The organism is Nocardioides marinquilinus (assembly GCF_039543705.1).
GTDB classification, from domain to species: domain Bacteria; phylum Actinomycetota; class Actinomycetes; order Propionibacteriales; family Nocardioidaceae; genus Nocardioides; species Nocardioides marinquilinus.
This window is the reverse complement of sequence record NZ_BAABKG010000001.1, coordinates 652,395-675,626: the sequence shown is the minus strand read 5'-3', so window position 1 is coordinate 675,626 and position 23,232 is coordinate 652,395. Positions and strand designations below refer to the sequence as shown.

At 73.1% G+C, this 23,232-nt stretch carries 24 protein-coding genes, 2 tRNA genes and 1 other RNA gene; 10 read left to right on the top strand and 17 right to left on the bottom strand.

The features are described 5' to 3' along the window. Positions 1–17: 17 nt before the first annotated feature. The gene (locus tag ABEA04_RS03180; protein WP_345454437.1) at positions 18–311 is read right to left on the bottom strand and encodes a WhiB family transcriptional regulator; all 294 of its coding nucleotides are present in this window, start codon (positions 309–311) and stop codon (positions 18–20) included. 311 nt (positions 312–622) lie between these two features. Between ABEA04_RS03180 and ABEA04_RS03175 the strand changes: the two genes are divergently transcribed. Together ABEA04_RS03175 and ABEA04_RS03170 are read left to right on the top strand one after the other, a co-directional pair. Next, on the top strand, positions 623–2,767 hold the full coding sequence (locus ABEA04_RS03175; protein WP_345454435.1) for a transglycosylase domain-containing protein: 2,145 nt from the start codon (positions 623–625) through the stop codon (positions 2,765–2,767). A 10-nt stretch (positions 2,768–2,777) separates the two neighbouring features. Next, the gene (locus tag ABEA04_RS03170) at positions 2,778–3,581 is read left to right on the top strand and encodes an ATP-grasp domain-containing protein (RefSeq protein ID WP_345454433.1); all 804 of its coding nucleotides are present in this window, start codon (positions 2,778–2,780) and stop codon (positions 3,579–3,581) included. 7 nt (positions 3,582–3,588) lie between these two features. On the opposite strand, the gene ABEA04_RS03165 is transcribed toward ABEA04_RS03170, so the two are convergent. Beyond that, the gene (locus ABEA04_RS03165; RefSeq protein ID WP_345454432.1) at positions 3,589–3,906 is read right to left on the bottom strand and encodes a Dabb family protein; all 318 of its coding nucleotides are present in this window, start codon (positions 3,904–3,906) and stop codon (positions 3,589–3,591) included. Between the two features lie 11 nt (positions 3,907–3,917). Continuing rightward, positions 3,918–4,382 carry a GatB/YqeY domain-containing protein gene (locus ABEA04_RS03160; RefSeq protein ID WP_345454431.1) on the bottom strand — a complete coding sequence of 155 codons (465 nt, stop codon included), beginning with the start codon at positions 4,380–4,382 and terminating at the stop codon, positions 3,918–3,920. 26 nt (positions 4,383–4,408) lie between these two features. Between ABEA04_RS03160 and ABEA04_RS03155 the strand changes: the two genes are divergently transcribed. The 4 genes from ABEA04_RS03155 (at position 4,409) to ABEA04_RS03140 (ending at position 6,895) form a co-directional block, all read left to right on the top strand. Further along, the gene (locus ABEA04_RS03155) at positions 4,409–4,732 is read left to right on the top strand and encodes a hypothetical protein (RefSeq protein ID WP_345454430.1); all 324 of its coding nucleotides are present in this window, start codon (positions 4,409–4,411) and stop codon (positions 4,730–4,732) included. Continuing rightward, positions 4,723–5,673, top strand: coding sequence for a metallophosphoesterase (locus tag ABEA04_RS03150; protein WP_425576978.1), 951 nt, complete (start codon positions 4,723–4,725; stop codon positions 5,671–5,673). The genes ABEA04_RS03155 and ABEA04_RS03150 overlap by 10 nt, the downstream gene beginning before the upstream one ends. 83 nt (positions 5,674–5,756) lie before the next feature. Next, positions 5,757–5,833: transfer RNA gene (locus tag ABEA04_RS03145), tRNA-Pro, on the top strand. Between the two features lie 69 nt (positions 5,834–5,902). Then, positions 5,903–6,895 carry a hypothetical protein gene (locus ABEA04_RS03140; protein WP_345454428.1) on the top strand — a complete coding sequence of 331 codons (993 nt, stop codon included), beginning with the start codon at positions 5,903–5,905 and terminating at the stop codon, positions 6,893–6,895. Between the two features lie 12 nt (positions 6,896–6,907). On the opposite strand, the gene ABEA04_RS03135 is transcribed toward ABEA04_RS03140, so the two are convergent. The 7 genes from ABEA04_RS03135 to ffs form a co-directional block, all read right to left on the bottom strand. Then, a complete protein-coding gene (locus ABEA04_RS03135) occupies positions 6,908–7,933 on the bottom strand; it encodes an aspartate-semialdehyde dehydrogenase (protein WP_345454427.1) in 1,026 nt (341 codons plus the stop codon). Continuing rightward, a complete protein-coding gene (locus ABEA04_RS03130; protein WP_345454426.1) occupies positions 7,930–9,219 on the bottom strand; it encodes an aspartate kinase in 1,290 nt (429 codons plus the stop codon). The genes ABEA04_RS03135 and ABEA04_RS03130 overlap by 4 nt, the downstream gene beginning before the upstream one ends. 67 nt (positions 9,220–9,286) lie before the next feature. Beyond that, positions 9,287–9,877, bottom strand: coding sequence for a DUF5063 domain-containing protein (locus ABEA04_RS03125; protein WP_345454425.1), 591 nt, complete (start codon positions 9,875–9,877; stop codon positions 9,287–9,289). After that, positions 9,874–10,470, bottom strand: a complete 597-nt coding sequence (recR, locus tag ABEA04_RS03120) for a recombination mediator RecR (RefSeq protein WP_345454424.1) — start codon at positions 10,468–10,470, stop codon at positions 9,874–9,876. Before recR ends, ABEA04_RS03125 begins: the two co-directional genes overlap by 4 nt. A gap of 98 nt (positions 10,471–10,568) precedes the next feature. Then, positions 10,569–10,943, bottom strand: a complete 375-nt coding sequence (locus tag ABEA04_RS03115; protein WP_345454422.1) for a YbaB/EbfC family nucleoid-associated protein — start codon at positions 10,941–10,943, stop codon at positions 10,569–10,571. Between the two features lie 37 nt (positions 10,944–10,980). Next, positions 10,981–13,179, bottom strand: a complete 2,199-nt coding sequence (locus tag ABEA04_RS03110) for a DNA polymerase III subunit gamma and tau (RefSeq protein WP_345454420.1) — start codon at positions 13,177–13,179, stop codon at positions 10,981–10,983. Positions 13,180–13,266: 87 nt separating this feature from the next. Then, positions 13,267–13,357, bottom strand: an RNA gene (ffs, locus tag ABEA04_RS03105) — signal recognition particle sRNA small type. A 56-nt stretch (positions 13,358–13,413) separates the two neighbouring features. On the opposite strand from ffs, the gene ABEA04_RS03100 reads away from it, so the two are divergent. Next, a tRNA-Ser gene (locus ABEA04_RS03100) sits at positions 13,414–13,501 on the top strand. Positions 13,502–13,624: 123 nt separating this feature from the next. On the opposite strand, the gene ABEA04_RS03095 is transcribed toward ABEA04_RS03100, so the two are convergent. Next, complete coding sequence (locus ABEA04_RS03095) at positions 13,625–13,798, bottom strand: CsbD family protein (protein WP_345454418.1); 174 nt, start codon at positions 13,796–13,798, stop codon at positions 13,625–13,627. A gap of 223 nt (positions 13,799–14,021) precedes the next feature. On the opposite strand from ABEA04_RS03095, the gene ABEA04_RS03090 reads away from it, so the two are divergent. The 3 genes from ABEA04_RS03090 to ppgK are packed head-to-tail and all read left to right on the top strand — an operon-like array spanning position 14,022 to position 16,572. Further along, on the top strand, positions 14,022–14,792 hold the full coding sequence (locus ABEA04_RS03090; RefSeq protein WP_345454416.1) for a TetR/AcrR family transcriptional regulator C-terminal domain-containing protein: 771 nt from the start codon (positions 14,022–14,024) through the stop codon (positions 14,790–14,792). Beyond that, positions 14,779–15,780 (top strand): YihY/virulence factor BrkB family protein, encoded by a 1,002-nt coding sequence (locus tag ABEA04_RS03085; protein WP_345454414.1) that lies wholly within the window; start codon positions 14,779–14,781, stop codon positions 15,778–15,780. The genes ABEA04_RS03090 and ABEA04_RS03085 overlap by 14 nt, the downstream gene beginning before the upstream one ends. Before the next feature lie 45 nt (positions 15,781–15,825). Further along, the gene (ppgK, locus tag ABEA04_RS03080) at positions 15,826–16,572 is read left to right on the top strand and encodes a polyphosphate--glucose phosphotransferase (RefSeq protein WP_345454412.1); all 747 of its coding nucleotides are present in this window, start codon (positions 15,826–15,828) and stop codon (positions 16,570–16,572) included. A 16-nt stretch (positions 16,573–16,588) separates the two neighbouring features. Here the strand turns inward: ppgK and ABEA04_RS03075 are convergent, their stop codons facing one another. The 6 genes from ABEA04_RS03075 to ABEA04_RS03050 all read right to left on the bottom strand — a co-directional run bounded on the left by ABEA04_RS03075 (position 16,589) and on the right by ABEA04_RS03050 (position 23,109). Next, a complete protein-coding gene (locus ABEA04_RS03075) occupies positions 16,589–17,938 on the bottom strand; it encodes a S8 family serine peptidase (protein ID WP_345454410.1) in 1,350 nt (449 codons plus the stop codon). After that, positions 17,935–19,434: a type VII secretion protein EccB gene (locus ABEA04_RS03070; protein ID WP_345454408.1), complete on the bottom strand. Its 1,500-nt coding sequence runs from the start codon at positions 19,432–19,434 to the stop codon at positions 17,935–17,937. The genes ABEA04_RS03075 and ABEA04_RS03070 overlap by 4 nt, the downstream gene beginning before the upstream one ends. A 2-nt stretch (positions 19,435–19,436) precedes the next feature. Beyond that, on the bottom strand, positions 19,437–20,786 hold the full coding sequence (eccD, locus tag ABEA04_RS03065) for a type VII secretion integral membrane protein EccD (RefSeq protein WP_345454406.1): 1,350 nt from the start codon (positions 20,784–20,786) through the stop codon (positions 19,437–19,439). A gap of 184 nt (positions 20,787–20,970) precedes the next feature. Continuing rightward, positions 20,971–21,264: a WXG100 family type VII secretion target gene (locus ABEA04_RS03060; RefSeq protein ID WP_345454404.1), complete on the bottom strand. Its 294-nt coding sequence runs from the start codon at positions 21,262–21,264 to the stop codon at positions 20,971–20,973. A 31-nt stretch (positions 21,265–21,295) separates the two neighbouring features. Then, the gene (locus ABEA04_RS03055) at positions 21,296–21,616 is read right to left on the bottom strand and encodes a WXG100 family type VII secretion target (protein WP_345454402.1); all 321 of its coding nucleotides are present in this window, start codon (positions 21,614–21,616) and stop codon (positions 21,296–21,298) included. Between the two features lie 128 nt (positions 21,617–21,744). Continuing rightward, the gene (locus ABEA04_RS03050; protein ID WP_345454400.1) at positions 21,745–23,109 is read right to left on the bottom strand and encodes a hypothetical protein; all 1,365 of its coding nucleotides are present in this window, start codon (positions 23,107–23,109) and stop codon (positions 21,745–21,747) included. Positions 23,110–23,232: the final 123 nt, after the last annotated feature.

Genomic DNA, 23,232 nt, shown 5'->3' with positions numbered 1-23,232 from the left:
GGCGGTCGGGCGGTCGGTCAGACGCCGGCGGCGACGGGCACCGGAGCGTGCGCGGTGCGCGCCTTCTCCAGCACGGCGCGCCACGAGGCGTCGGGACGACGGCGCAGCAGCGCCCGGCGCTCGCGCTCGGTCATGCCACCCCAGACGCCCCACTCGATCTGGTTGTCCAGCGCCTCGGCCAGGCACTCGGTGCGCACCGGGCACGCCTGGCACAGCACCTTCGCCTTGTTCTGCTCTGCTCCCCGAACGAAGAGCTTGTCGGGCGTCTCGCCCTTGCAAGCAGCGCGCGGTGCCCAGTCCTCAACCCACATGTGATGTCCCCACATCGTCAACCGAGAGAAGTGGTCGTCCCCATGACGCCCACCTTGTCCCCTCTCTACGAAGAGAAAGTTAAGGAGGTCGGCTAGACCAGTGCCAGGCACGAACGACCCAAATCCCCTAGTCCTAAATGACTAGGCCCGGGTGGCCCCCCTAGGGTCGGGGTCGACCGGTGCCCGTTCGACAGCCCCGCGGCACCTCGTGAATACGTGATCGCCAGGGCCGCTCACGTACCCTTTCGGGCGTGTCACGCCCCAGGTCCGATCGCCCTCGCGCCCTGACCGTGATCACCCATCTCGGGGTCATGGTCGCCGTCTCCGCCGTGCTCGGCGTCGTCGTCGCCGGCCTGGCGATCCCCTTCGCCGGGCTCGTCGGCTTCGCCAGCAACAACATCGCCGACTCGATGGACGACCTCCCGAAGGAGCTCGACACCGAGGTGCCGGGCGAGAAGTCGGCCATCTACGACGCCGACGGCAACCTCATCACCTACGTCTACGACGAGAACCGCATCAACGTCTCGCTCGACAAGGTCTCGCGCACGCTGGTCAAGGCGCTCGTCTCGATCGAGGACTACCGCTACTACGAGCACGGCGCGCTCGACGTCAAGGGCACGATGCGCGCGCTGGTGACCAACCTCGGCTCGGGCGGCGTCGTCCAGGGCGGGTCGTCGATCACCCAGCAGCTGGTCAAGCAGACCCTGCTCAACCAGGCCAATACCAAGGCCGAGCGCGCCGCGGTCACCGACGACACCTACCTGCGCAAGTTCAACGAGCTGCGCTACGCGATCGCGCTGGAGAAGAAGCACTCGAAGGACTGGATCCTCGAGCGCTACCTCAACATCGTCTACTTCGGCGACGGCGCCTACGGCATCCAGGCCGCCGCGCGGCACTACTACAACGTCAACGCGAGCAGCCTGAACCTGAACCAGTCGGCGACGCTGGCCGGGCTGGTGCAGAACCCGAGCGCGTTCGACCCGACCGACCACCCCGACCGCGCCATCGCCCGCCGCGACGTCGTCCTCGACCGCATGGCCGAGCTCGACGTGATCAGCGAGAAGCGGGCCGACGCGGTGAAGGCCAAGAAGCTCAAGCTGCGGCCGCAGACCTCGCCGCGCGGCTGCCTCAACAGCACCGCGCCGCTGTACTGCAGCTACGTGCTCGAGTACCTGCTCAAGGACCGCTCGCTCGGCAACAACGAGTCCGAGCGTCAGCGGCTGCTCAACACCGGCGGCCTGACGATCCGCACCAACCTGAACCTGGAGTGGCAGGACGACGCCGACCGCGCCGTGCGCGGAAACGTGCGCGCCACCGACGACGCCATCGGGGCGCTCGCCATCGTCGAGCCCGGCACCGGCCAGGTGAAGGCGATCTCGCAGTCGCGGCCCTACGGCGACAAGCGCAAGAAGGGCGAGACGTTCCTCAACTTCGTCGTGCCCAGCCAGTACGGCGACTCCAACGGCTTCCAGGCCGGCTCGACGTTCAAGGCCTTCGTGCTCGCCCAGGCCATCGAGGACGGCGTGCCCCTCGACGAGACCTACTACTCGCCGAACGAGACCACCTTCAACTTCAGCGACTACGCGAACTGCCCGGGGGCACCGAGCTTCGGCACGGCCGACTTCCCGATGCGCAACTCCACCGACGGCGGCTACGAGAACCTCTACACCGGCACCCGCGACTCGGTGAACACCTTCTACCTGCGCCTCGAGCAGGAGACCGGGGTGTGCGACCCCTACAACCTGGCCAAGTCGATGGGTGTGCGGCTCACCTCGCCCGAGGGCGTCAAGGACGCCGAGGGCAACTTCATCATCCAGCCCGAGCGGGTGCCGAACTTCACGCTCGGTGTCGCCGACGTGAGCGCCCTCGAGATGGCCGAGGCCTACGCCACCTTCGCCGCGCGCGGCATCCACTGCGACTCCCAGCCGATCTCCTCGATCGAGGACGCCAACGGCAACGTGCTCAAGCAGTACGAACCACGCTGCTCGCGGGTGATGGCCGAGAGCACCGCCGACGCCGTCAGCGATGTGCTGCGGGGCGTCATCGAGGGCGGTTTCGCCTCCAACGAGCGGCTGGTGGTCGATGCCGCCGGCAAGACCGGCACCACCGGCACCGTGGCGCAGTCGCCGTCGGTGTGGTTCGTCGGCTACACGCCCACCGTCTCGGCCGCCGCGATGATCGCCGGCGCCAACGACTTCGGCACCCCGATCGGCCTCGACAACGTCGTCATCAACGGCGTCCCGGCGACGGCGTCCGGCTCCCAGCTGGCCGCCCCCATCTGGGGCGACGCGCTCAAGGCGTTCCAGGACGAGCTGCCCGACACGAGGTTCGTCTACCCCTCCACCGTCGAGGGCGCCGGCGTCGAGACGCCCTACGTGCCACAGGCGCCCCCGTCGACCAACGGTCCCGGGCGCGGTGGCAACCGGGGCAACGACGGGCGCGGCGGACGTCGCTGACGGCTCGCCCGTGAGCAGCCGAGGGGCAGTCGGCATCCTGGTCCTGCCACCTCGGCTCACCGGGTCCGCGCGCCGGGTCGCGGCGGCGGCCGAGGATCGCGGCCTCACCACCCTGCAGTGCCCGACGTTCGAGGTCCCCGCGCACGTCGTCGCCACGACGGCCGCGCGGTACCTCCACGCCGGCCCGTCCTTCGCGGACGCGACCGCGGACGTCCTGCGGATCGGGCTGCTGGAGGCGCCCCTCGACTGGCTGACCACGCTCCCCCGCGACCTCACGCACCGGCACATCCGGGCGATGACCCTCCACGAGGCGCACCGGCTGCGGTCGCCCGTCTTCGTCAAGACCCCGAACGACAAGCGCATCGCGGCGAGGGTCTACACCGACGGGACCCGCCTGCCGGGCGCGGACGCCGTCGACGCCGGCACCCGGGTCCTCGTCAGCGACGTCGTCACCTACGTCGCCGAGTTCCGCCTCCACGTCCTCGACGGCCGGGTGCACGCGGCCAGCCGGTACGCCCAGGACGGCCGGCTCGAGGTCGCGGCCGCCTCACCCGACGCGCTCGCGTTCGCCGACGACCTCCTGGCGCACGTCGGCCCGACGCTCCCGTCGGCGATCGTCGTCGACGTCGGTCTCGACAGCGACGGCAGGTGGAGCGTCGTCGAGGCGAACGCCGCGTGGGCGAGCGGCTCCTACGCCGCGGACGCCGACCGGGTGCTCGACGTCGTCCTGCGCGCCGCCGGCCCGCTCAGCGAGGTACGCAGCTCGGACCGGGCGTTCCTGCGACGGGGCGACCTACGCGGCCCACGAACCTGACGCGCGGCTACGAGCCGATCTCCAGGTCGACGACCACGATCCCCTCGGGCCCGTCCTGAGCCATCTGCACGAGCCTCTCGCCGATGCGGACGTGCTCGGGGTCGACCAGGTAGGCGTCGCGGGCCGCGGCGTCGTGGAAGTCGACGACGAACGCCTCGGAGTACCCCTTGCCCATCCCCGCCTCCGGGCTCACGTTCGACCCCGACCGGAAGGTCATCGCACCGGGGAGCGCGTCGACCACGGAGTCGAGTCGTCCCATCAGGCTCGCCCATGCCTCCGGAGCGACGTCCGCGCGCGGCCGAACCAGCACGATGTGCCTGATCATCCGGCGTCCGGTCAGCTCGCGCCGAGCTGACGGCGCACCTCGGCGGCGACCGCGCCGCCGTCGGCCCGGCCCTTGACCTGCGGCTGGACGACGCCCATCACCTTTCCCATGGCGCGCATGCCCTCGTCGGCGGCGCCGGTCTGCTCGATCGCACCGCTGACGATCGCGGCGATCTCGTCGGAGCCGAGCTGCGCGGGCAGGTAGTCGGCGATCACCTCGGCCTCGGCGCGCTCCTTCTCAGCGCTCTCGGTGCGGCCGCCGTCCTCGAACGCGGTGGCGGCCTCGCGCCGCTTCTTGGCCTCGCGGGTCAGCACCTCGAGCACCTCCTGGTCGCTCAGCTCGCGAGCGGTGGTGCCGGCGACCTCGGCGGTGGTGACGGCCGTGAGCACCATGCGCAGGGTGGAGGAGCGCAGCGAGTCACGGGCCTTCATCGCGGTGGTGAGGTCGGTGCGCAGCTGCTCCTTGAGGGTCGCCATGCCCGCCATTGTGGCAGCCTGGGCCGGTGCCCAGCCCGTCGGTTTCCGCACCCTCCCCCGCCGTCGCGCGCCGTCCGGCGTGGTGGCCGGTGGTCGTCGCCGCGGTCGCCAACGCGCTGCTGAGCGTGCCTCTCGCGGTCGCCGTCGCGGCGCTGGTCGACCCGGGCTACACGAGTGACCCCGGCACCACGAGCTCCTTCGCGGGGTTCTTCGTCGTGATGCTCGGCTTCCTCGCCGTCGGCATGACGCTGCTGTGCCTGGTCTGGGCCGACGGACGACGGCTGCTCGTAGCCGGCTCCGCCGTGGCGGGCCTGGCGCTCCCCGCCGGGCTCGTGCAGCCGTGGGCGTGAGGCGCACCGCGGCGCTGACCTCGCGCGCCCTCGGCCCGCTGGTGGCGACCGGCCTGCTGACCGCGGCGTACGCCGTCCGCGAGACCCGGCAGTACACGATGCGGCGGGTCGCGGTCACCACGCTCCCGCCCGGCGCCGCGCCGCTGCGGGTGCTGCACCTGAGCGACCTGCACCTCACCCCCCGCCAGCGGCGCAAGCAGGCGTGGCTGCGCGACCTGCGCGACCTGCCGCGCGACGAGCGCCCGGACCTCGTGGTCAACACCGGCGACAACCTCTCGCACCGCGACGCCGTGCCCCACGTCGTCGATGCGCTGGGGCCGCTGCTCGACCTGCCGGGCGTGTTCGTGCACGGCTCGAACGACTACTTCGAGCCGTCGATGCGCAACCCGTTCCGCTACCTGTTGCCCGACGACGGCCGGCGCCACGTGCACGTGCCGCAGCTGCCCTGGCGCGAGCTGTCGCGCCGGTTCACCGACGCCGGCTGGCTCGACCTGACCAACACCGCCGGCCGGCTCACGGTGGGCGACCTGGTGCTCGCGTTCGCCGGCGTCGACGACCCGCACCTGGAGTACGACGACCTCGAGAGCGTCGTCCCGGCCGATGCCGCCGCCGACCTGCGCCTCGGCGTCGCCCACGCGCCCTACCTGCGCGTGCTCGACCGCTTCGTGGCGCAGGGCTACGACGCCGTCGTGGCCGGCCACACCCACGGCGGCCAGGTGTGCCTGCCGTGGCCCGGCGGCGGACGCGCGCTGGTGACCAACTGCGACCTCGACCCCTCCCGGGCGCGCGGACTGCACCGTCATCCGGCCGGCTCCCGGCCCGGCGACGCCGGCTCGGCGTGGCTGCACGTCAGCGCCGGGCTGGGCACCAACCCCTACACCCAGGTGCGGGTGGCCTGCCGGCCCGAGGCGACCCTGCTGACGCTGCTCCCCCGCGGCTGACCCGGGCCGATACCGATTGCGGGCGGCTCCAGCCGCTCCGGTATGCTCGCCGACTGGTGAGCACGGCCCCCGGTCGTGCCCATCGGGCTGTGGCGCAGCTTGGTAGCGCGCCTCGTTCGGGACGAGGAGGCCGCAGGTTCAAATCCTGTCAGCCCGACCAGCACGACTCCCGTCAGACCCCGGCACCGATCCCTTCGGGCCGGGGTCTCGTCGTGCCAGACTGCCGCCCATGGCAGACGACTCCGAGCGCTCCGAGGGGCCGAGCCTGGAGCCCCCCAAGCTGTTCGGACGGCGCCGTCGCAAGCCCAGGGCCACGCCCGCTCCCCCGCCACCCGACGCCGTCGAGCCGGAGCCCGTCGTCGAGCCCGAGCCGATCGCGGAGCCCGAGCCCGTCGCCGACCCCGAGCCGGTCGTCGAGCCCGAGCCGGTCGTCGAGCCCGAGCCCGTCGCCGACCCTGAACCGGTCGCCGAGCCTGAGCCGGTCGCCGAGCCCGAGCCGGTCGCCGGCGAGGCGGACACCGCGACGCTGGCCACCGTCGACGACCAGCCCACCGAGCAGCTCGAGGCGACGCCCGCCCCGGCCTTCGAGGACGCCGGTCACGACGCCCCGGCGGCCACCGTCACGACGCCGGCCGCCGAGCCGGTCGAGGAGGCCGCCCCGGCGCGCACGTCACGGCTGCGGCGGCTGGTGCCGGCGCGGGCGTCGTCCACGACGCAGGTCGCCGACACCGCGACCGACACCGCGACCGACACCGCGACCGACCACGGGACAGACCACGGCACCGACGACGAGCCGGACCCCGCCCCCACGCCCGCCGAGCCACGGCAGCCGGCCGCGCCGCCGCTCACCGGCGCCCCGGCCGCTGCGGCCGCCGGCGTCGTCGTCGGCCTGGTGATGATCGGGCTGACGTGGCTGGGCTTCCTGGGATGCGAGACCGTGCGCGGCACGTCGTCGTGCGGCGCCGCACCCGGACTGGCGGCCCTCGCCGTCGTCTTCGCGCTCACCGTGATCGCCGGCGCGCTGGTGCTGCGCTTCTTCGCGATCCCCGACCCGGGCTCCACCAGCTTCCTGGCCGTCGGCTGCACGGCCGTCGTCGCGCTGCTGTTCCTGGTCGACGTGCTCGACTCGTGGTGGATGGTGCTGGTCATCCCCACCGTCACCGCGCTGACGTTCCTGCTCAGCTGGTGGATCTCGACGACGTTCGTCGAGTCCGACGCCTAGTCAGGGCCCGCCCTACGGCAGCAGCAGCTCGGCGATCTGCACGGTGTTGAGGGCCGCGCCCTTGCGCAGGTTGTCGTTGCTGAGGAACAGCGCGAGGCCGCGCTCGTCGTCCACGCCCGGGTCGTGGCGCAGCCGTCCGACGTAGGAGGCGTCCTGGCCGGCGGCCTGCAGCGGCGTCGGGATGTCGCTCAGCTCGACGCCCGGGGCGCCGGTGAGCAGCTCGCGGGCGCGGGCCACGGGCAGCGGCCGCTCGAACTCGGCGTTGATGGCGAGCGAGTGGCCGGTGAAGACGGGCACCCGCACGCAGATGCCCGAGACCCGCAGGTCGGGGATGCCGAGGATCTTGCGCGACTCGTTGCGCAGCTTCTGCTCCTCGTCGGTCTCGTCGGTGCCGTCGTCGACGATGGAGCCGGCCAGGGGCAGCACGTTGTAGGCGATGGTGCGGGCGTACTTCACCGGCTCGGGGAAGGCCACGGCCTGCCCGTCGTAGGCCAGCTCGCGGGCCTTCTCGCCGGCCGCGGCGACCTGGTCGGCCAGCTCGTCGACGCCGGCGACGCCGGAGCCCGACACGGCCTGGTAGGTCGAGGCGATCAGCCGCACCAGGCCGGCCTCGTCGTGCAGCGGCTTGAGCACCGGCATCGCGGCCATCGTGGTGCAGTTGGGGTTGGCGATGATCCCCTTGCTCGCCTCGGCGACGGCGCCGGGGTTCACCTCCGAGACCACGAGCGGGACGTCGGGGTCGAGCCGGAACGCGGAGGAGTTGTCGATGACCGTGGCCCCGGCCTCCGCGAAGCGGGGCGCGAGGGCGCGGGACGTCGACGCCCCGGCCGAGAACAGCGCGATGTCGAGGCCCGCGGGGTCGGCGGTGGCGGCGTCCTCGACCACGATCTCGCGACCGGCGAAGGGCAGCACGGTGCCGGCCGAGCGGGCGGAGGCGAAGAAGCGCACCTCGTCGGCCGGGAACGAGCGCTGCTCGAGGATCTGACGCATCGCGACGCCCACCTGCCCGGTGGCACCGACCACACCGATGCTCGTCATCGGCCCGTGCCCCCGTAGACGACGGCCTCGACCTCGGTGGAGTCGAGGTCGAAGGCGGAGTGGGTGGCCCGGACGGCGGCGTCGACGTCGACCTCGTCGACCACGACGGAGATGCGGATCTCGGAGGTCGAGATCATGCCGATGTTGACCCCGGCCTCGGCGATGGCGGAGAAGAACTTGGCGGTGACGCCCGGGTGCGAGCGCATGCCGGCGCCGATGAGCGAGACCTTGCCGATCTTGTCGTCGTAGAGCAGCGAGTCGAACCCGACCTGGGACTGCAGGCTCGCGAGCGCCGACATGGCCGTCTGCCCGTCGCTGCGCGGCAGCGTGAAGGAGATGTCGGTGAGGTTGGTGGCCGCCGCCGAGACGTTCTGCACGATCATGTCGAGGTTGATCTGCGCCTCGGCGAGCGCGGCGAAGATGCGGGCGGCCTCGCCGACCTTGTCGGGCACGCCGACGACGGTGATCTTGGCCTCGCTGCGGTCGTGCGCGACGCCGGCGATGATGGCTGCTTCCATGCTCGTCTCCTGCTGCTGGTGGTCGTCGTCGTCGATCGAGCCGCGGACGATGGTGCCGTCGAGGTGGCTGAACGAGGACCGCACGTGGATCGGGATGTCGTAGCGCCGGGCGTACTCGACGCAGCGCAGGTGGAGGATCTTGGCGCCGCAGGCGGCCAGCTCGAGCATCTCCTCGTAGGTCACCGCGTCGAGCTTGCGCGCCGAGGGCACGATGCGCGGGTCGGCGGTGAAGACGCCGTCCACGTCGGTGTAGATCTCGCAGACCTCGGCGTCGAGCGCGGCCGCCAGGGCGACCGCGGTGGTGTCGGAGCCGCCACGCCCGAGGGTGGTGATCTCCTTGGTGTCCTGGCTGACCCCCTGGAAGCCGGCCACGATGACGATGTGGCCCTCGCCGATGGCCTGGACGACGCGCCCCGGCGTGACGTCGATGATCTTGGCCTTGCCGTGCTGGGCGTCGGTGATCACGCCGGCCTGCGAGCCGGTGAAGGAGCGGGCGGTGAAGCCGAGGTCGGAGATGGCCATGGCGACGAGCGCCATCGAGATCCGCTCACCGGCCGACTGCAGCACGTCCAGCTCGCGGGCGGGCGGCAGCGGGCTCACGTCGGCCGCCAGCTCGAGCAGCTCGTCGGTGGTGTCGCCCATCGCCGAGACCGCGACGACGACGTCGTGGCCCTCCTTCTTGGTCTCCACGATGCGCCGTGCGACGCGCTTGATCGCGTCGGCGTCGGCGAGCGACGAACCGCCGTACTTCTGCACGACAATGCCCACCGGGCTCACTCCTGGGGATCGGGGAAGGGTCCTGTCCGGACCCTCCGATCCTAACGAGGGTGCGGTCTCAGCTCGGGTCGCTGTCCAAGACCGCCTCGGCGGCCTCGATCTGCTCGATCTCCGCGTCGTTGTCGACGTCGAGCCGGTCGTGGGCGATGACCGAGAGCAGCGAGTTCAGCGCCGCGCCGGCCAGGTTGCCCCAGGAGGAGACGTAGGAGAACTGCCACCACCACAGCGCCTCGCCGACGTCGCCGGCGCGGTAGTGCCGCAGGCCGTACTCGAGGTCGGTGGCGATGCTGGTGAGGTCGTCGGAGAGCTGGCTCTCGACGGCCCCCGGCACGTAGGGGTCGAAGACGTAGCTGTGGGTGTCGAGGTCGCCGAGCATCTCGGCCAGGCGCAGGCGCAGCTCGTCGACGTCGGCCTCGGGGCCGACGTCGGGCTGGTACTCCTCGCGCGGCAGGAAGTCCCGCTGGACGCCGAGCCGGGCGCCCGCGAGCAGCACCTGGCTGATCTCGAGCAGCAGCAACGAGATCGACCGGCTCGCGTCGCCCTCCCGCGCGATCTCGCGGATCGCGAGCAGGAAGCTCGAGACGGAGTCGGCGATCTGCTGCGCGAAGTCCTCGGTCTCGGCGTCGAGGGTGGTCTCGAAGGGGGTCATGGTGCGGCCTGTCTTCCTACGAATGCTCGTCCGAGGGTCACTTCGTCGGCGTACTCGAGGTCGCCGCCCACCGGCAGTCCACTCGCCAGACGCGTCACGCGCAAGCCGAGGGGCTTGAGCTGGCGGGTGAGGTAGGTGGCGGTGGCCTCGCCCTCGAGGTTGGGGTCGGTGGCGAGGATGATCTCGGTCAGCTGGTCGTCGGAGAGCCGGCGCATGAGCTCCTTGACCCGCAGCTGGTCGGGGCCGATGCCGTCGATCGGCGAGATCGCGCCGCCGAGCACGTGGTAGCGGCCGCGGAACTCGTGGGTGCGCTCGATGGCGACGACGTCCTTGTACTCCTCGACGACGCACAGCACCGAGGGGTCGCGCCGCGGGTCGCGACAGATGCGGCACTGCTCGTCCTCGCTGACGTTGAAGCAGGTGGAGCAGAACCGCACCTTGGCCTTGACCTCGACCAGCACGTCGGCGAGCCGGCGGACGTCGGTGGGCTCGGCCTGCAGCAGGTGGAAGGCGATGCGCTGGGCGCTCTTGGGACCGATGCCCGGCAGCCGGCCGAGCTCGTCGATGAGGTCCTGGACCACGCCTTCGTACACACCGCCAGCCTAGAGAGCCGCGGTGACAACCGACCCGCCCCGCGCGGGTGGACCGACGACGAGTCTCGCCGTCGCCCCGCCCGCGGGGCCGGTGGCGATCAGAAGCCGAGCTGCCCGGGCATGCCCGGGATGCCCGTGCCGCCGGCCAGCGGGCCGAGCGCCTGCGCCGCCGCGGCGTCGGCCTGGGTCTTGGCGTCGCGGTAGGCCGCGACGACGAGGTCGCCGAGGTCGGCCAGGGACTCGGCGTCGTCGCCGTCGACGGTGCCGGTGGCGATGTCGATGCCGAGCAGGTCACCGGTGCCCGACACGCGCACGGTGACGCCCGCGACCTTGCCCTCGACGACGGTCTCGGCCAGCTGGCGCTGCGCCTCGACCAGCTGCTCCTGCACCTGCTGGGCCTGCTGCATCAGCGCGTTCATGTCGAAGCCGCCGGCTCCGAACGGGTTGTCGTCGGCACCTGGGGTCTGGGTCATCGGGGTCGTCCTGCCTTCCGGGCGGTGGGTCGTGCGGTCACTGGTGGGGGATCTCCTCGATCACCTGGGCGCCGAGCTCGCGGGCGAGCAGTTCGTCGGTGCCCAGGGCCTCGCTGTCGGCCGAGGGGTCGTCGCGGTCGGCCTCGGCGTCGGCGCCGGCCATCGGGTCGGGTGGGGGCGGCTCGCCCGGCGCACCGACGGCGCGCACGGGGCGGATCGCCTCGCGGGCCGCGGCCTGGGGCGGGGCCGACCGCTCGGCCGGGGCCGGCGGCTCGGGCACGGCCGGCGGCTCGGGCGCGGCCTGCGAGGTGGACGGCGGGGCGTCGTCGACGGCCCAGGCCGGCGGCGCCTCGGGCTCGCGCGGCGGGGCGTCGGCGCGGGGGGCCGGCTGGACGGCCGGCGGCTCGACGGCGGGGGTCGGGGCGGGGGCGGCCGTCGAGGGCGGGGAGGCGGCGGCGTCGGCACCGGGGTCGACGATGGTCTCGACGCGCCAGTCGGCGCCGATGACGTCGATGACCGCCTGCCGCACGATCTCGGCGCTGCCGCCGGCGTCGAAGGACTCGCGCGCGCCCGGGTTGGCGAACCCGAGCGTGAGGGTCTTCGCGTCGACCGCCACCACCTGCGCGTTCTGCGAGAGGTGGATCCAGGTGATGCGGCGCCGCTGCTTGGTGGCCTCGACGATGTCGGGCCACAGCCGCCTCACGTCGACCAGCGTCAGCCCGCCCTGACCGGCGGACGGCGCTGCGGACGCCGCCGGGGCGGCGGGCGCCGGGGACGGCGGCGGGGCGGGCTCGGGCGGTGCCTGCGCCGCAGGCGACTCGGGCTCACGCACCGGCTCGGGCGCGCGCACCGGCTCGGGCTCGGGCTCGGGCACCGGCTCGGGACGGCGGGGCGCCTCGGCGGTGGCCGGCTCGGGCTCGGGCACCCGGGGCGGTGCGGCCGGGACGTCGACGTCCACCTCGGGCGCCGTGGGCGCCGGCGCCGCCGGAGGGACCGGAGCCGCCGGAGGGACCGGGGCAGCCGGGGCAGCCGCCGCGGGGGCGGTCGCCTGCGCGGTCGGGACGCCGGTGATGGCGGCGCGTCGCTCGACACGGTCGAGCCGCGCCATCACGCCCTCGGTGCTGTGGTCGGCGCCGGGCAGCAGCACCCGCGCGCAGATCAGCTCGAGCAGCATGCGCGGGGCGGTGGCACCGCGCATCTCGGTGAGGCCGGTGGCGACCAGCTCGGCGGCGCGGGTGAGGTCGGCGCGGCCGACCCGCGAGGCCTGCGCGACCAGGCGCTCGGCCTGGTCGGCGGCGACGTCGAGCAGGCCGCTGGTGGCGGCGTCGGGCACGGCCGAGACGACCACGAGGTCGCGCAGGCGGCGCAGGAGGTCCTCGGTGAAGCGGCGCGGGTCCTGGCCGGTCTCGATGACCTTGTCGACGACGCCGAAGACGGTGGCGCCGTCACCGGCGGCGAAGGCGTCGACCACCTCGTCGAGCAGCGTGTCGGGGGTGTAGCCGAGCAGGCCGCTGGCGAGGGCGTGGGTGACGCCCTCGTCGCCGGCGCCACCGAGCAGCTGGTCGAGCACTGAGAGGGTGTCGCGCGCCGAGCCGGCCCCGGCGCGGACGACGAGCGGCAGCGCCGCCGGCTCGATGCGCACGCCCTCCTTCTCGCACAACTCGGAGAGGTAGCCCGAGAGCAGGCGCGGCGGGATGAGCCGGAACGGGTAGTGGTGGGTGCGCGAGCGGATGGTCGGGATGACCTTCTCGGGCTCGGTGGTGGCGAAGATGAACCGCAGGTGGGGCGGCGGCTCCTCGACCAGCTTGAGCAGGGCGTTGAAGCCCTGCGTGGTCACCATGTGCGCCTCGTCGATGATGTAGACCTTGTAGCGGTCGCGCACCGGCGCGAAGAACGCCTTCTCGCGCAGGTCGCGGGCGTCGTCGACGCCACCGTGCGAGGCGGCGTCGATCTCGATGACGTCGATCGAGCCGGGACCGCCGCGCGCGAGGTCGCGGCAGCTGTCGCACTCGCCGCACGGGTCGGAGATCGGCGCGAGCGCGCAGTTGAGGGCGCGGGCGAGGATGCGCGCCGAGGTGGTCTTGCCGCAGCCCCGCGGGCCGGAGAACAGGTAGGCGTGGTTGACGCGGTTGTTGCCGAGCGCGGCTCGCAGCGGCTCGGTCACGTGCTCCTGCCCGATGACCTCGGCGAAGGTCTCGGGCCGGTAGCGGCGGTAGAGCGCGAGCGGTGAGTCCACGCTCGAACCCTAGCCAGCACCGGCGACAGCGGGCGGCCGGCGGCGGCGCGGGAGGCCGGTCGGCGCCGCGGTCGGGCCCGGAGACGCAAAGGCCCCCCGTGCACCCGACAGAGCTCGCTTACCCTTGCTGCCTTCCGGCCCTGGGGGAGTTGGGCGAGGTGCCGCCACACGGGGGGTTGGTGAGAACGATAGGCGATTGCGCCCGGCCTCGTCGTGGCGGGTACGCTCCGCGGCGGAGGTATCGCCTAGTGGCCTATGGCGCTCGCTTGGAAAGCGGGTTGGGTTAACGCCCTCGGGGGTTCGAATCCCCCTACCTCCGCCACCAGCCCCGCGGTCCTGCTGCGGGCGGGCGACGGGGTCCGGACGAGATTGTCGGGGCGCACCGAGCGCCCGGCGCGCCCCGACGGCTCGTTGGGGGTGGGTCGATCGAGCTCGATCAGACCGATCAGCCCTTGAAGGCGTCCTTGACGTTCTCGCCGGCCTTCTTGGTCTTGGCCTTGGTCTGGTCGGACTTGCCCTCGGCCTCGAGCTTCTCGTTGTTCGTGGCGTCGCCGACGGCCTCCTTGACCTTGCCGACGGCGTCCTGGGCAGCGTTCTTGGCCTTGTCGGACAGGCTCATGACCTTCTCCTTCGAGTGAGTCGTACAGGGACCTCGGGCGGATGCCCACCCGGGTGAAGCGGACGACGTCGAACCGGTTGACCATTACGCCGTCGCCACCATCGAATTTACGTCGTAAGCCCTCGCCGCCGTTCACCCCTGTGTGGAGGTATCGCCCGATCAGGGGGGGACGGGGCGTGATCTACGCCACTGAGGGCGTCGCCGTCACGAGAGGAGCAGCACCGTGCCACCCAGCGGCACCTCGACCGACCCGTCCCCGGACGACGGCACCGCTGCCGAGCTCGACGCCGACGCCGCCGTCGTCCGGGGCGAGGACCTGCCGTCCGCGCGGACGCCGCTCGACAAGGCGCGCATCGTCGCGGCGGCCCTCGAGCACGTCGAGGAGGCGGGCTTGGCCACGCTCACCATGCGCCGGCTCGGCACGCGGCTCGGCGTCGAGGCGATGTCGCTCTACCGCTACGTGCCCGGCAAGGAGGACCTGCTCGACGCAGTGGTCGAGGTGCTCATCGGCGACATGCACGCCGACCCCGAGGTGCTGCTCGAGCCGCGCGACGGGTGGCAGGACTTCCTGCAGCGCCTCGCGCACGGCGTCCGCCGGGTGGCGCTGGCGCACCCCAAGTCGTTCCCGCTCGTGGCCTCGCGCCCGCCGGAGGCGCCCTGGCTGCGGCCACCGCTGCGCAGCCTCGACTGGGTCGAGACGTTCCTCTCCGGCCTGGTCGGCAGCGGCTTCAGCGACGAGGCCGCGGTGGCGGCCTACCGCGCGTTCTGCAGCTTCCTGCTCGGCCACCTGTTGCTCGAGGTCTCGACGCTGGGGGCCGACATCGGACCGCTCGACGTGCACGAGGACGGCGAGGACGAGGACCCGCGGCTGCTCGACCACCCCACCGTGCGCCGGCTGCGGCGGGGGCTCGCGCAGGACCACGCGGCGGTCGAGTTCGAGGAGTCGCTCGAAGAGCTGCTCAACCGGATCGCCGTCCTCCGTGTCGAGCTCTAGACCGGGCCTCGTCGCCCGCGTCGACGCCTTCCAGCAGCGCCACCCCGCCGTCGGCACACCACTGGCCGTCGTCTACAAGTACGTCGACGACGGCGGCCCGCAGCTGGCCGCGCTCATCACGTACTACGCCTTCGTCTCGCTGTTCCCCCTGCTGCTGCTCGCCTCGACCATCCTCGGCTTCGTGCTGGCCGGCGACAGCGGCCTGCAGGAGCGGTTGCTCGACTCCGCCCTCGCCCAGCTGCCCGTGCTCGGCGACGACCTGCAGCGCCCGCAGGGCGTCGCGGGCAGCGTCACCGGCCTGGTGGTCGGCATCGCCGGCGCGCTGTACGGCGCCATGGGCGTCGGTCTGGCGGTGCAGAACGCCTCCAACACCGCCTGGACGGTGCCGCGCAACGAGCGCGGCAACCCGTTCGTGCTGCGCGGGCGCAGCATCGTGCTGCTGGGCGTGATCGGGGTCGACGTCGTCGGCACCACCGCCCTCGCCGGCGTGATCGGTGCGGCGACGGTCCTCGGGCCGCTCTCGAGCGTCGCGCTCGTCGTCGGCACGTTCCTCATCCACGCCGCCGTCTTCGCCTTCGTCTTCCGCTTCGCCACCGCCCGCGACCTCACCTGGGCCCAGGTGCGGCCCGGGGCCCTCCTGGCCGCCCTCGGCTGGCTCGGCCTGCAGTACGTCGGCGTCGCCTACGTCGGGCGCGCGTCGAGCACCTCGAGCGCCACCGCCGGGGTCTTCGCCGTCGTCCTCGGTCTGCTCGCCTTCCTCTACCTCACCGCGGTCGTCATCGTGCTGTGCCTCGAGGTCAACGTCGTGCTCGCCGACGGCCTGCACCCGCGCACGCTGCTCACGCCGTTCACCGACAACGTGGTGCTCACCGAGGCCGACAAGCGCTCCTACACCGGGCTCGCCAAGGCCCAGCAGCAGAAGGGCTTCGAGACCGTCGAGGTCGAGTTCGGCGCGAGCCCGTTGGAGGAGCAGGACGCCGGGAAGTGAGGCGCTCCCCCGACCGGCTCGGCCCGGCTGTGCTGGGATGAGGCCATGACCACCTCGCACGCCGTCGGCGTCGACTTCGGCGGCTCGGGCATCAAGGGCGCCCCGGTCGACCTCGAGCGCGGCGACTTCGCCGCCGACCGCGTCCGCATCCCCACGCCCGACCCCTCGACGCCCGAGGCGGTCGCCGAGGTGGTCGCCGAGCTGCTCGGCGAGCTGGAGGGCCACGACGGGCCTGTGGGCATCACCGTGCCGGGCGTGGTGCGCGGCGGCACGGTGCACACCGCGGCCAACATCGACCCCTCGTGGGTCGGCACCGAGGCCGACGCCCTCTTCGCCCGCACCCTCGGGCGCGCGGTCTTCGCCATCAACGACGCCGACGCCGCCGGCCTGGCCGAGGTGCGCTTCGGCGCCGCCCGCGGCCAGAAGGGGGTCGTCGTGGTGACCACCCTCGGCACCGGCATCGGTTCGGCGCTGCTGCACGACGGCGTCCTGGTGCCGAGCTCGGAGCTCGGCCATGTCGAGATCGACGGCCGGGTCGCCGAGACCTGGACGGCGAACAGCGTGCGCGAGCGCGACGACCTCTCCTGGGACGACTGGGCCTCGCGCCTGACCGTCTACTACCGCCACCTCGAGCGGCTGCTCTCCCCCGACCTGTTCGTCGTCGGCGGCGGCGTCAGCAAGCACGCCGCCGACTTCCTGCCGATGGTCGAGATCGACACCCCGATCGTGCCGGCGCTGCTGCGCAACAAGGCCGGCATCGTCGGCGCCGCCCTGCACGCCGCGGGCGACTGAGCCGGACGGCGTCCGCTCAGCTCTCGCGGCGCCGTCGCGCCAGCACCGGGCGCAGGATGAGCGCCACCACGAGCGCCCCGCCGCCTGCGAGACCCCACCACACGGCGTCCCCGCGCGTGCCGGCCAGCAGGTCGGGCTCGGGCTCGGGGATGATCGCGGGCTCGACGGCCGGACGGCGCCGCGCGCCCGGCGGCGCTCCCTTGATCGAGGCCCGCGTCAGCGCCTCCACCGGCTGCACCACGCCCTTGCCCTGGAACCGCTCCGGCGAGCGCGGGTCGCCGCTCGTCTCCCCGGCCGCGGTCACCTCGAGCCGCTTGATCAGCTCGTCGGGCCCGGCGTCGGGGAAGGCCGCGACGAGCAGGGCGAGGATGCCGCTGACCTCGGCGGCCGCGATCGAGGTGTTCGGCTCGTACAGACGACACGGCTCACCCGTCTGCCCGAAGGTCACGACATCGGCGGTGGGCACGACCACGTCGATGTCGCTGCTGAGCGCGACCAGGGGGTCGTCCGGGTCGTAGAGGTCCGGCGGGATCGTGCTCCCCGCGACGACGATGCGGTCGTTGGCCTTCCAGTCGGGGCCGTCGTGGGCGTAGGCAGCCGGGAAGAACTTCCCGGCAAGGTCCTCCCCGGGCTCGAACGGTTCGACGGTCTGGTCGTCGGACAGGTAGCGGTTGCCGGCCGAGGTCACCACGATCGCGCCCTTGCTCGTGATCGCGCGGATCGCGCGCTCGAGGGCCGGGTCGTGGGCGGAGCCCGTGAGCGAGATGTTGACGATCCGCACCTGGTTCGGGCCGTCGCCCACCTGGTCCTCGATCGCGGCGAGCCCGGCGATCAGCCCGGCCTGGGTGAGACCGATGTCCTTCGTGTCCTCGTCGGTGTCGCTCGGCAGGTCGTAGACGTGCACGTCGACGATCTCGGCCCCTGGCGCGATACCGACCTCACCGACGCCCCCGGCCTCGACCGGCTGGCCGGCGATGACCCCCGCCATCGCCGTGCCGTGGTAGAAGCGGACACCGCTCCTGTACCCGACGAACTCGCTGCCGAGCACGACCTCGGCGCCGGTCGCCGGACGGTTGATGGGTGCGGCCTTGGAGACGCCGGAGTCGACCACAGCCACCTTCACTCCCGCCCCGGGCGCACGAGCCGTCATCTCGCGCACGAGGTCCTGGGCCTGGGCGATGTCCAGGTCGGCGATGGGGCTGCTCGGTCCCCGCGGGGGCTCTCCCTCGCGGTTCTCCTTCGACAACGTCCTGCAGTCGTAGTCGCCGTCCTCCGCCACGGCAGGCGGGTGGACGACGACCACGGCCGACAGGGAGATGACCGCGCTCGCGGCGGCGAGCGCCCCGCACCGGCGCCACGGCATCATGAGCTCTCCGGCAGCTCAGCGCACTGGTCCGCGTCCTTCGTCGGCCGGGTGGCCGGCGGACAGCGGGCGGCGTCGATCGAGAGCGGCACGCCGACCTCGAACAGCTGCAGCCACGAGTCGGGCACGACCACGTCGTCGACGTCGCCGTACCCAAGCTGAACCCGCTCCTCGCTGCCGGCGAGCTGGTGCACCTGGCCTCGCTCCTCGACCAGCGCTAGCGTCGTGGCGTCGGCGGTGTTCCAGCCGCCGCGCAGCACGAACGCCCCGTGGCCGGACTCGACCGTGACGTCGATCGGCTCGGTCTCGCTCGTCGAGGCGGCCTCGCTCTCGTTGGTCGTGGTCGCCAGCACGACGCCGGGCTGCCCGTTCGGCACCGTGTCGAGCAGCGCGCACAGCTGCGAGCCCGGGACGGCACTCGTGCCGCTCTCGGGCCAGTTGACGTTCGGCAGGGACGTGACGTTCTGGATGCCGACGGCCGGAGGGGGTTGCTGCACGGCGTACGTGCGGCTGGGCCGACCGCCCACCGGCGGCAGGTTGTCGTAGAGCCGCGCGGCGAAGGCGCTCAGCGCGAGCAGGCTGCCGTCGGGCAGCATGACGTAGGAGTCGTCGCCACGCGCCAGCACGTCGCCCACCCGCGCGTCGCGGGCCTTTCCGGGCAACGTGTCGGCGCTCGGCCACGACCGCTTGACGGCGCCGTTCGGCACGCCGAAGGTCGATCGGGCGAGGAGTCCACCCGAGGGGAACAGCTCGACCCAGGCCTGCGGCACCGCGACCGGCTGGCTCGGGTCGACGCCGGTCAGACCCGAGAGCAGCGTGTCCACCTCGTTCAGGCTCAGCGACGGGATCGGGTAGGCGTAGGCGCGCGGCGTCCCGCGGTCGTCGGTGCCGACGAGCGACTCGGCGATGAGGTAGAGGCCCTGCTCGCTGCGCACGACGTAGCTGACGTCGGGGGTCGGCTGGACCTGCTGCTCGCTCTCGACCAGCACGCGGACACCGCCGGCCTCGTCGGTCGCCGTCTGCGCCGTGCACGCCGACCAGCCGGTGTCGATGAGGTTGGCGGTGGTGGGCGGCGTGGCCGGCGCGTCGAGGATGCCGATGCCCGGGCCGCGCGTCTGCTTGGCGACCTCATCGGCCGGCACCTCGCGGGCGTCGACGTCGGAGCCGAAGAGCAGCATGGCCGAGGTGACGTTGGCGATCGGCCTGAGCACGACCTCGCCGTCGTCCTCCGGGTCGGGCAGCACCGCGAAGTCGGCGCTGGTGCCCTCCTCGCTGACGAGGTCCTCGGAGGTCCAGTCGATGTCGACCGGCACCTTGAGGATGCCGAGCACCGCGGCGCCCGCGACGAGCAGCACGGCCAGCGCGACGCCGCCGATGATGGCGCGGCCCGGCCGGTTGGGCTCGACCTCGCGGCCGCCGGGGGCGCCGGAGAGGAAGGCGGTGACCAGCCGGCGGCGGCTGAAGGAGTAGGCCTCGACGAGGTCCTTCTTGGTCGCCACGCTCAGCCCCCGATGCGGTCGAACAGGCCGGTGGCCACGACCAGCAGCGGCAGCAGCGCGACCAGTCCCATCGTCTCGAGGACGTCGCCGAAGCGGCCCCGGCGCACCGACGGGCCCGAGGGCAGCAGGGTGAGCGCCAGCAGCACCGCGCCCGCGGCGGCGAGCGTCACCGTGGCGACCGGGCGCCAGTCGGGCCACTGCACGAGCACCGAGACACCGACCGCGGCCAGGCCGAGGATGCCCGACATCAGGCCGACGAGCACCTCGGAGCCGGTGCGGTACTGGCGGGTGCGCAGCATGACGACGAGGCAGGCCACCACGGCCAGGATGGTGCCGGTGAGGCCCATGCCGACCGCCAGCGGCGCGGTGAGCACCAGCAGGATGCCGACGGTGGCCGAGATGGCGATGAAGATCTCGTGGGCGATGCGGGCGTCGCCCGCCACCCGGGCGGCGTCGATGTCCTGCGGGTCGGCGGTGATGTCGGCCGGGGAGTAGAGCTGGTCGACCGTCGTGCCGGTGGCGCCGAGCGCCAGCCACGGGAAGATGCTGCCGATCAGGACGACGAAGGTCGTCACGATCACCATGAGCGTGCCGGCCTCGATGTCGGTGGCGTGCACGATCAGCGCGACGCCGCCCACCACCGCCCCGGCGACGACGGCCGGGGTGAGCAGCACCCGGCCCGCACCGAGGCCGACGAGGCAGACCAGCCCCACGGCGGCCACGCCGCCCGCGGCGCAGGCGACGCTGTAGCCGAAGGTCTCGTCGGCCGGGGCCAGCATCAGCCCGGCGATGGCGGCGTAGCCCGCGGCCACCCAGCCGACGGTCACCGACGCGTCCTGCTCGCGCTGGGCGCGTGAGAGCACGATCGCCCCGGCCACGAGCGCGCCGGCGACGACGGCCGCCGCGGTGGCCGCGAGGTCGGTGCCCTCGATGAGCAGCGCGACGCCACCGAGGCCCAGCAGCAGGGACGCCGCCGACAGGGCGGTGCGTCGTCCGGCCGCGGGGGCCCAGGGCTTGAGCTCGTGCTCGACGACGTCGGTCATCGCCTCGACCACGTCGTCGTAGACCGGTGGCGGCTCGTCGTCGATGCCGGCGGCCACGGTGATGACGGCGCCGTCCTCGATGCCCTGGAGTGTCAGGCCCGAGTCGCCGGCCAGACGGCGTCCGTCGGCCGCGACGAGCCGGTAGCCGCCGTAGACGGTGGCCGAGTCGAGGACGCCCACGCTGCGGGCCAGCTCGGGCACCAGCTCGGCGACCGGGACGGCGCCCGGCAGCACGAGGTCGACGCGGCGGGTGCCCGACGCGACGGTGACCCGCACCAGACCCGACGCGGTGGCGGACGCCTGGTTCATGCGCTCTCCCTCTTCACACGGCTCGACCGCTGGTGGCGGATCGAGTCAGGAGCCTACGACCGATGGCGCGGGCCGCACGCACACCGTGGTGCCGTCGCGGCCGGCGTCGTCATGGAGACATCGGCGAAGGGGCCGACACCAGCGGTGTCGACCCCTTCGACGTCGTTGCCATGGAGCGCGTGGCTCACTGGAACTGAGCGGCCCCGCGCATGTCGGCGGCGTGGTAGTCCTGGTTGGACTGCGAGACCGACATGTGGGTCTCGTTGAGCAGGTCCTTCATCTCCTGGATCGCGGTGTCCCAGCGGGTCTTCGCGATCTGGTAGGCCTGCTGGGCGCTACCGGCCCAGTCGCTCTTCAGCGGGGCCAGCTCGGACTCGAGCCGGTTGAGGCGGTCGTCGATCTCCTTGACCGTCTGCTGCATGTCGGCCGCGGCCTGGTCGAGCGCGGCGTGGTTGACGCGGATTCCGTCGAGGTTCATCTCAGATCTCCTAGGTCCTGGTGGTCGGGGGTCAGCCGAGGCGGCCGGTCAGTCGACCGAAGGTCGACCCCTGCTGCTCGTCGGTGCTGACGTTGTCGCGCTCGGTGACACCGAGCGAGTCGGCGAAGTCGTTGAGCGCGTCGACGATGGTGCGCTGCTTCTCCGACCAGGTCTGGTGGAGGACGAAGAACGCCGACGCGCCCTGGCCTCCCCAGCGGCCCTGGACCGCCGAGATCTGGTCGGTCAGCCGAGCGCTGATCGTGTTGAAGTCCGCGCGGGCGTCCGACACCAGGCCGGCTGCCCGGGTGAGAGTGCCTTCGCCTTGACCGTACTCCGGGGCGCCGTTCGACATATCGGCTTCTCCTTCGTTCCGGGGGCTCGTGGCCGCCCGAGATTGGTTGGTGATGGTTGACGTGCCTGCCGCTCTGGATGTTCGAGCGGGACAGTCAGTCAGGTACCCGAGGCCCTAGGGGGTAAACCTCAGCTGGTCAATTCCCACAGCAGTCGGAAGAAGCCGGCGGCCACCACGACGGAGCCCACGGCGAAGGCGCCGCACACCGACTCGGCGATCTCGGCGCGGCGCGACCACCACGCCGAACGCCAGCCCCGGCCCAGCGCCACGGCCACCACGACCAGCAGCGCACCGAGGCCGATCGAGAGGGCGGCGAGCAGCGGCAGGAAGCCTCCCTCGGTGCGCAGGAGCAGCTCGCCGAGGAGGGCGGCCCAGCAGGCCAGGCCGGCCAGGCGGAGCAGTGCTCGCGCGCCGGCGTGCCGGTAGCTGCGCGCCGCCAGGAGCAGCGAGGCGCCCGCGAGGCCGACCTCGACGCGCGCGCCGATGACGTCGATGTCGGCGTCGACCTCGCGCAGCAGCATGACGGCCGCGACGACGGTGACGGCGAGGACGGCGGCGCTCGCGGCGGTCACCAGCCGCGTGCCCCGCGCGGCGACCGTGCTGACGGCCGCCATCGGCACGACGATGCGCCCGCGTCGTCCGGTGGGGCGGTCACGGGCCGACCACGCGGTGACCGCCAGGCGCTCGAGGTCGATGAGGTACTGGTCGGGGACGTCGACCGAGACGATGGGCACGAAGCGGGCGGCGAGCATGGCGGCGAGCAGCAGCAGCGCCCACACCACCTGCGCGTCGATGTCGAGCAGGGCCGCGACGATGGTGAGGAGGAAGACCGTCGAGCCGCCGATGATCCAGACCCGCAGCCCCTCCTCCCCCTCCTGGTCGAGCGCGCGGGCGACCGCGGCCGTGACGGCGGAGGCGAGCGCGGCGACACCGAGCACCGTGGGCAGCCGCTCGGGCGCGGGGTCCCACGCGACGGCGAAGGTGGCGGCGCCGGTGAAGGCCGGCAGCGCCAGCACGCGGTGGCGGGCCAGGGCGCCCAGCGGCAGCGCCGCGAGCACCGCGGTGCCGAACAGGACGCCGAGGGCGTAGGTGCGCTCGTCGGAGTCGGGCAGCCGCGAGGACTGCCAGCCGGCGAGGACCGCGACGACGGCCGCGAGCGTGCACCAGGTGGCCGAGAGGGCGCCGGGCAGGTAGCGGTGCCGCGGACGGCGCATCGGGCCCTCGGAGCGGCGGCGCACCTCGTCGGGCCGGTAGGGCAGGGCGACGAGGACGGCGCCGGTGACGACGCCGGCGTCGACCAGCGGCTCGTCGGGCGGCAGCGGCGAGCCGAGCCGGGTGTAGAGGTGGGGCACCTCGGGGAGGTTGGTCTGACGTGTGTACTCGTTGGCCACGTCGGCGCTCGACGCCCCGGCCGGGACCTGCAGGTCGAGCACGCCGACCGGCCCGTGCACGCTCAGCGACAGCACGTCGGTGGCGCCCGTCGCTCCCGCCACGCTGCCTCCCGCACCAGACCGTCTGCGGGCAGGGGCACCCGCACGGGCACAGTAGTACCCACGTCGAGCCGCCTCTATCATCGAGCCCTCGCGGTCTGGGACGGACCGACGCGCAGTCCACGA

Coding starts and splice junctions, on each gene's coding strand:
- ABEA04_RS03180 (WP_345454437.1), bottom strand. CDS start 311: ATGTGGGTTGAGGACTGGGCACCGCGCGCTGCTTGCAAGGGCGAGACG.
- ABEA04_RS03175 (WP_345454435.1), top strand. CDS start 623: ATGGTCGCCGTCTCCGCCGTGCTCGGCGTCGTCGTCGCCGGCCTGGCG.
- ABEA04_RS03165 (WP_345454432.1), bottom strand. CDS start 3,906: ATGATCAGGCACATCGTGCTGGTTCGGCCGCGCGCGGACGTCGCTCCG.
- ABEA04_RS03160 (WP_345454431.1), bottom strand. CDS start 4,382: ATGGCGACCCTCAAGGAGCAGCTGCGCACCGACCTCACCACCGCGATG.
- ABEA04_RS03140 (WP_345454428.1), top strand. CDS start 5,903: ATGGCAGACGACTCCGAGCGCTCCGAGGGGCCGAGCCTGGAGCCCCCC.
- ABEA04_RS03135 (WP_345454427.1), bottom strand. CDS start 7,933: ATGACGAGCATCGGTGTGGTCGGTGCCACCGGGCAGGTGGGCGTCGCG.
- ABEA04_RS03125 (WP_345454425.1), bottom strand. CDS start 9,877: ATGACCCCCTTCGAGACCACCCTCGACGCCGAGACCGAGGACTTCGCG.
- ABEA04_RS03115 (WP_345454422.1), bottom strand. CDS start 10,943: ATGACCCAGACCCCAGGTGCCGACGACAACCCGTTCGGAGCCGGCGGC.
- ABEA04_RS03095 (WP_345454418.1), bottom strand. CDS start 13,798: ATGAGCCTGTCCGACAAGGCCAAGAACGCTGCCCAGGACGCCGTCGGC.
- ppgK (WP_345454412.1), top strand. CDS start 15,826: ATGACCACCTCGCACGCCGTCGGCGTCGACTTCGGCGGCTCGGGCATC.
- ABEA04_RS03075 (WP_345454410.1), bottom strand. CDS start 17,938: ATGATGCCGTGGCGCCGGTGCGGGGCGCTCGCCGCCGCGAGCGCGGTC.
- eccD (WP_345454406.1), bottom strand. CDS start 20,786: ATGAACCAGGCGTCCGCCACCGCGTCGGGTCTGGTGCGGGTCACCGTC.
- ABEA04_RS03060 (WP_345454404.1), bottom strand. CDS start 21,264: ATGAACCTCGACGGAATCCGCGTCAACCACGCCGCGCTCGACCAGGCC.
- ABEA04_RS03055 (WP_345454402.1), bottom strand. CDS start 21,616: ATGTCGAACGGCGCCCCGGAGTACGGTCAAGGCGAAGGCACTCTCACC.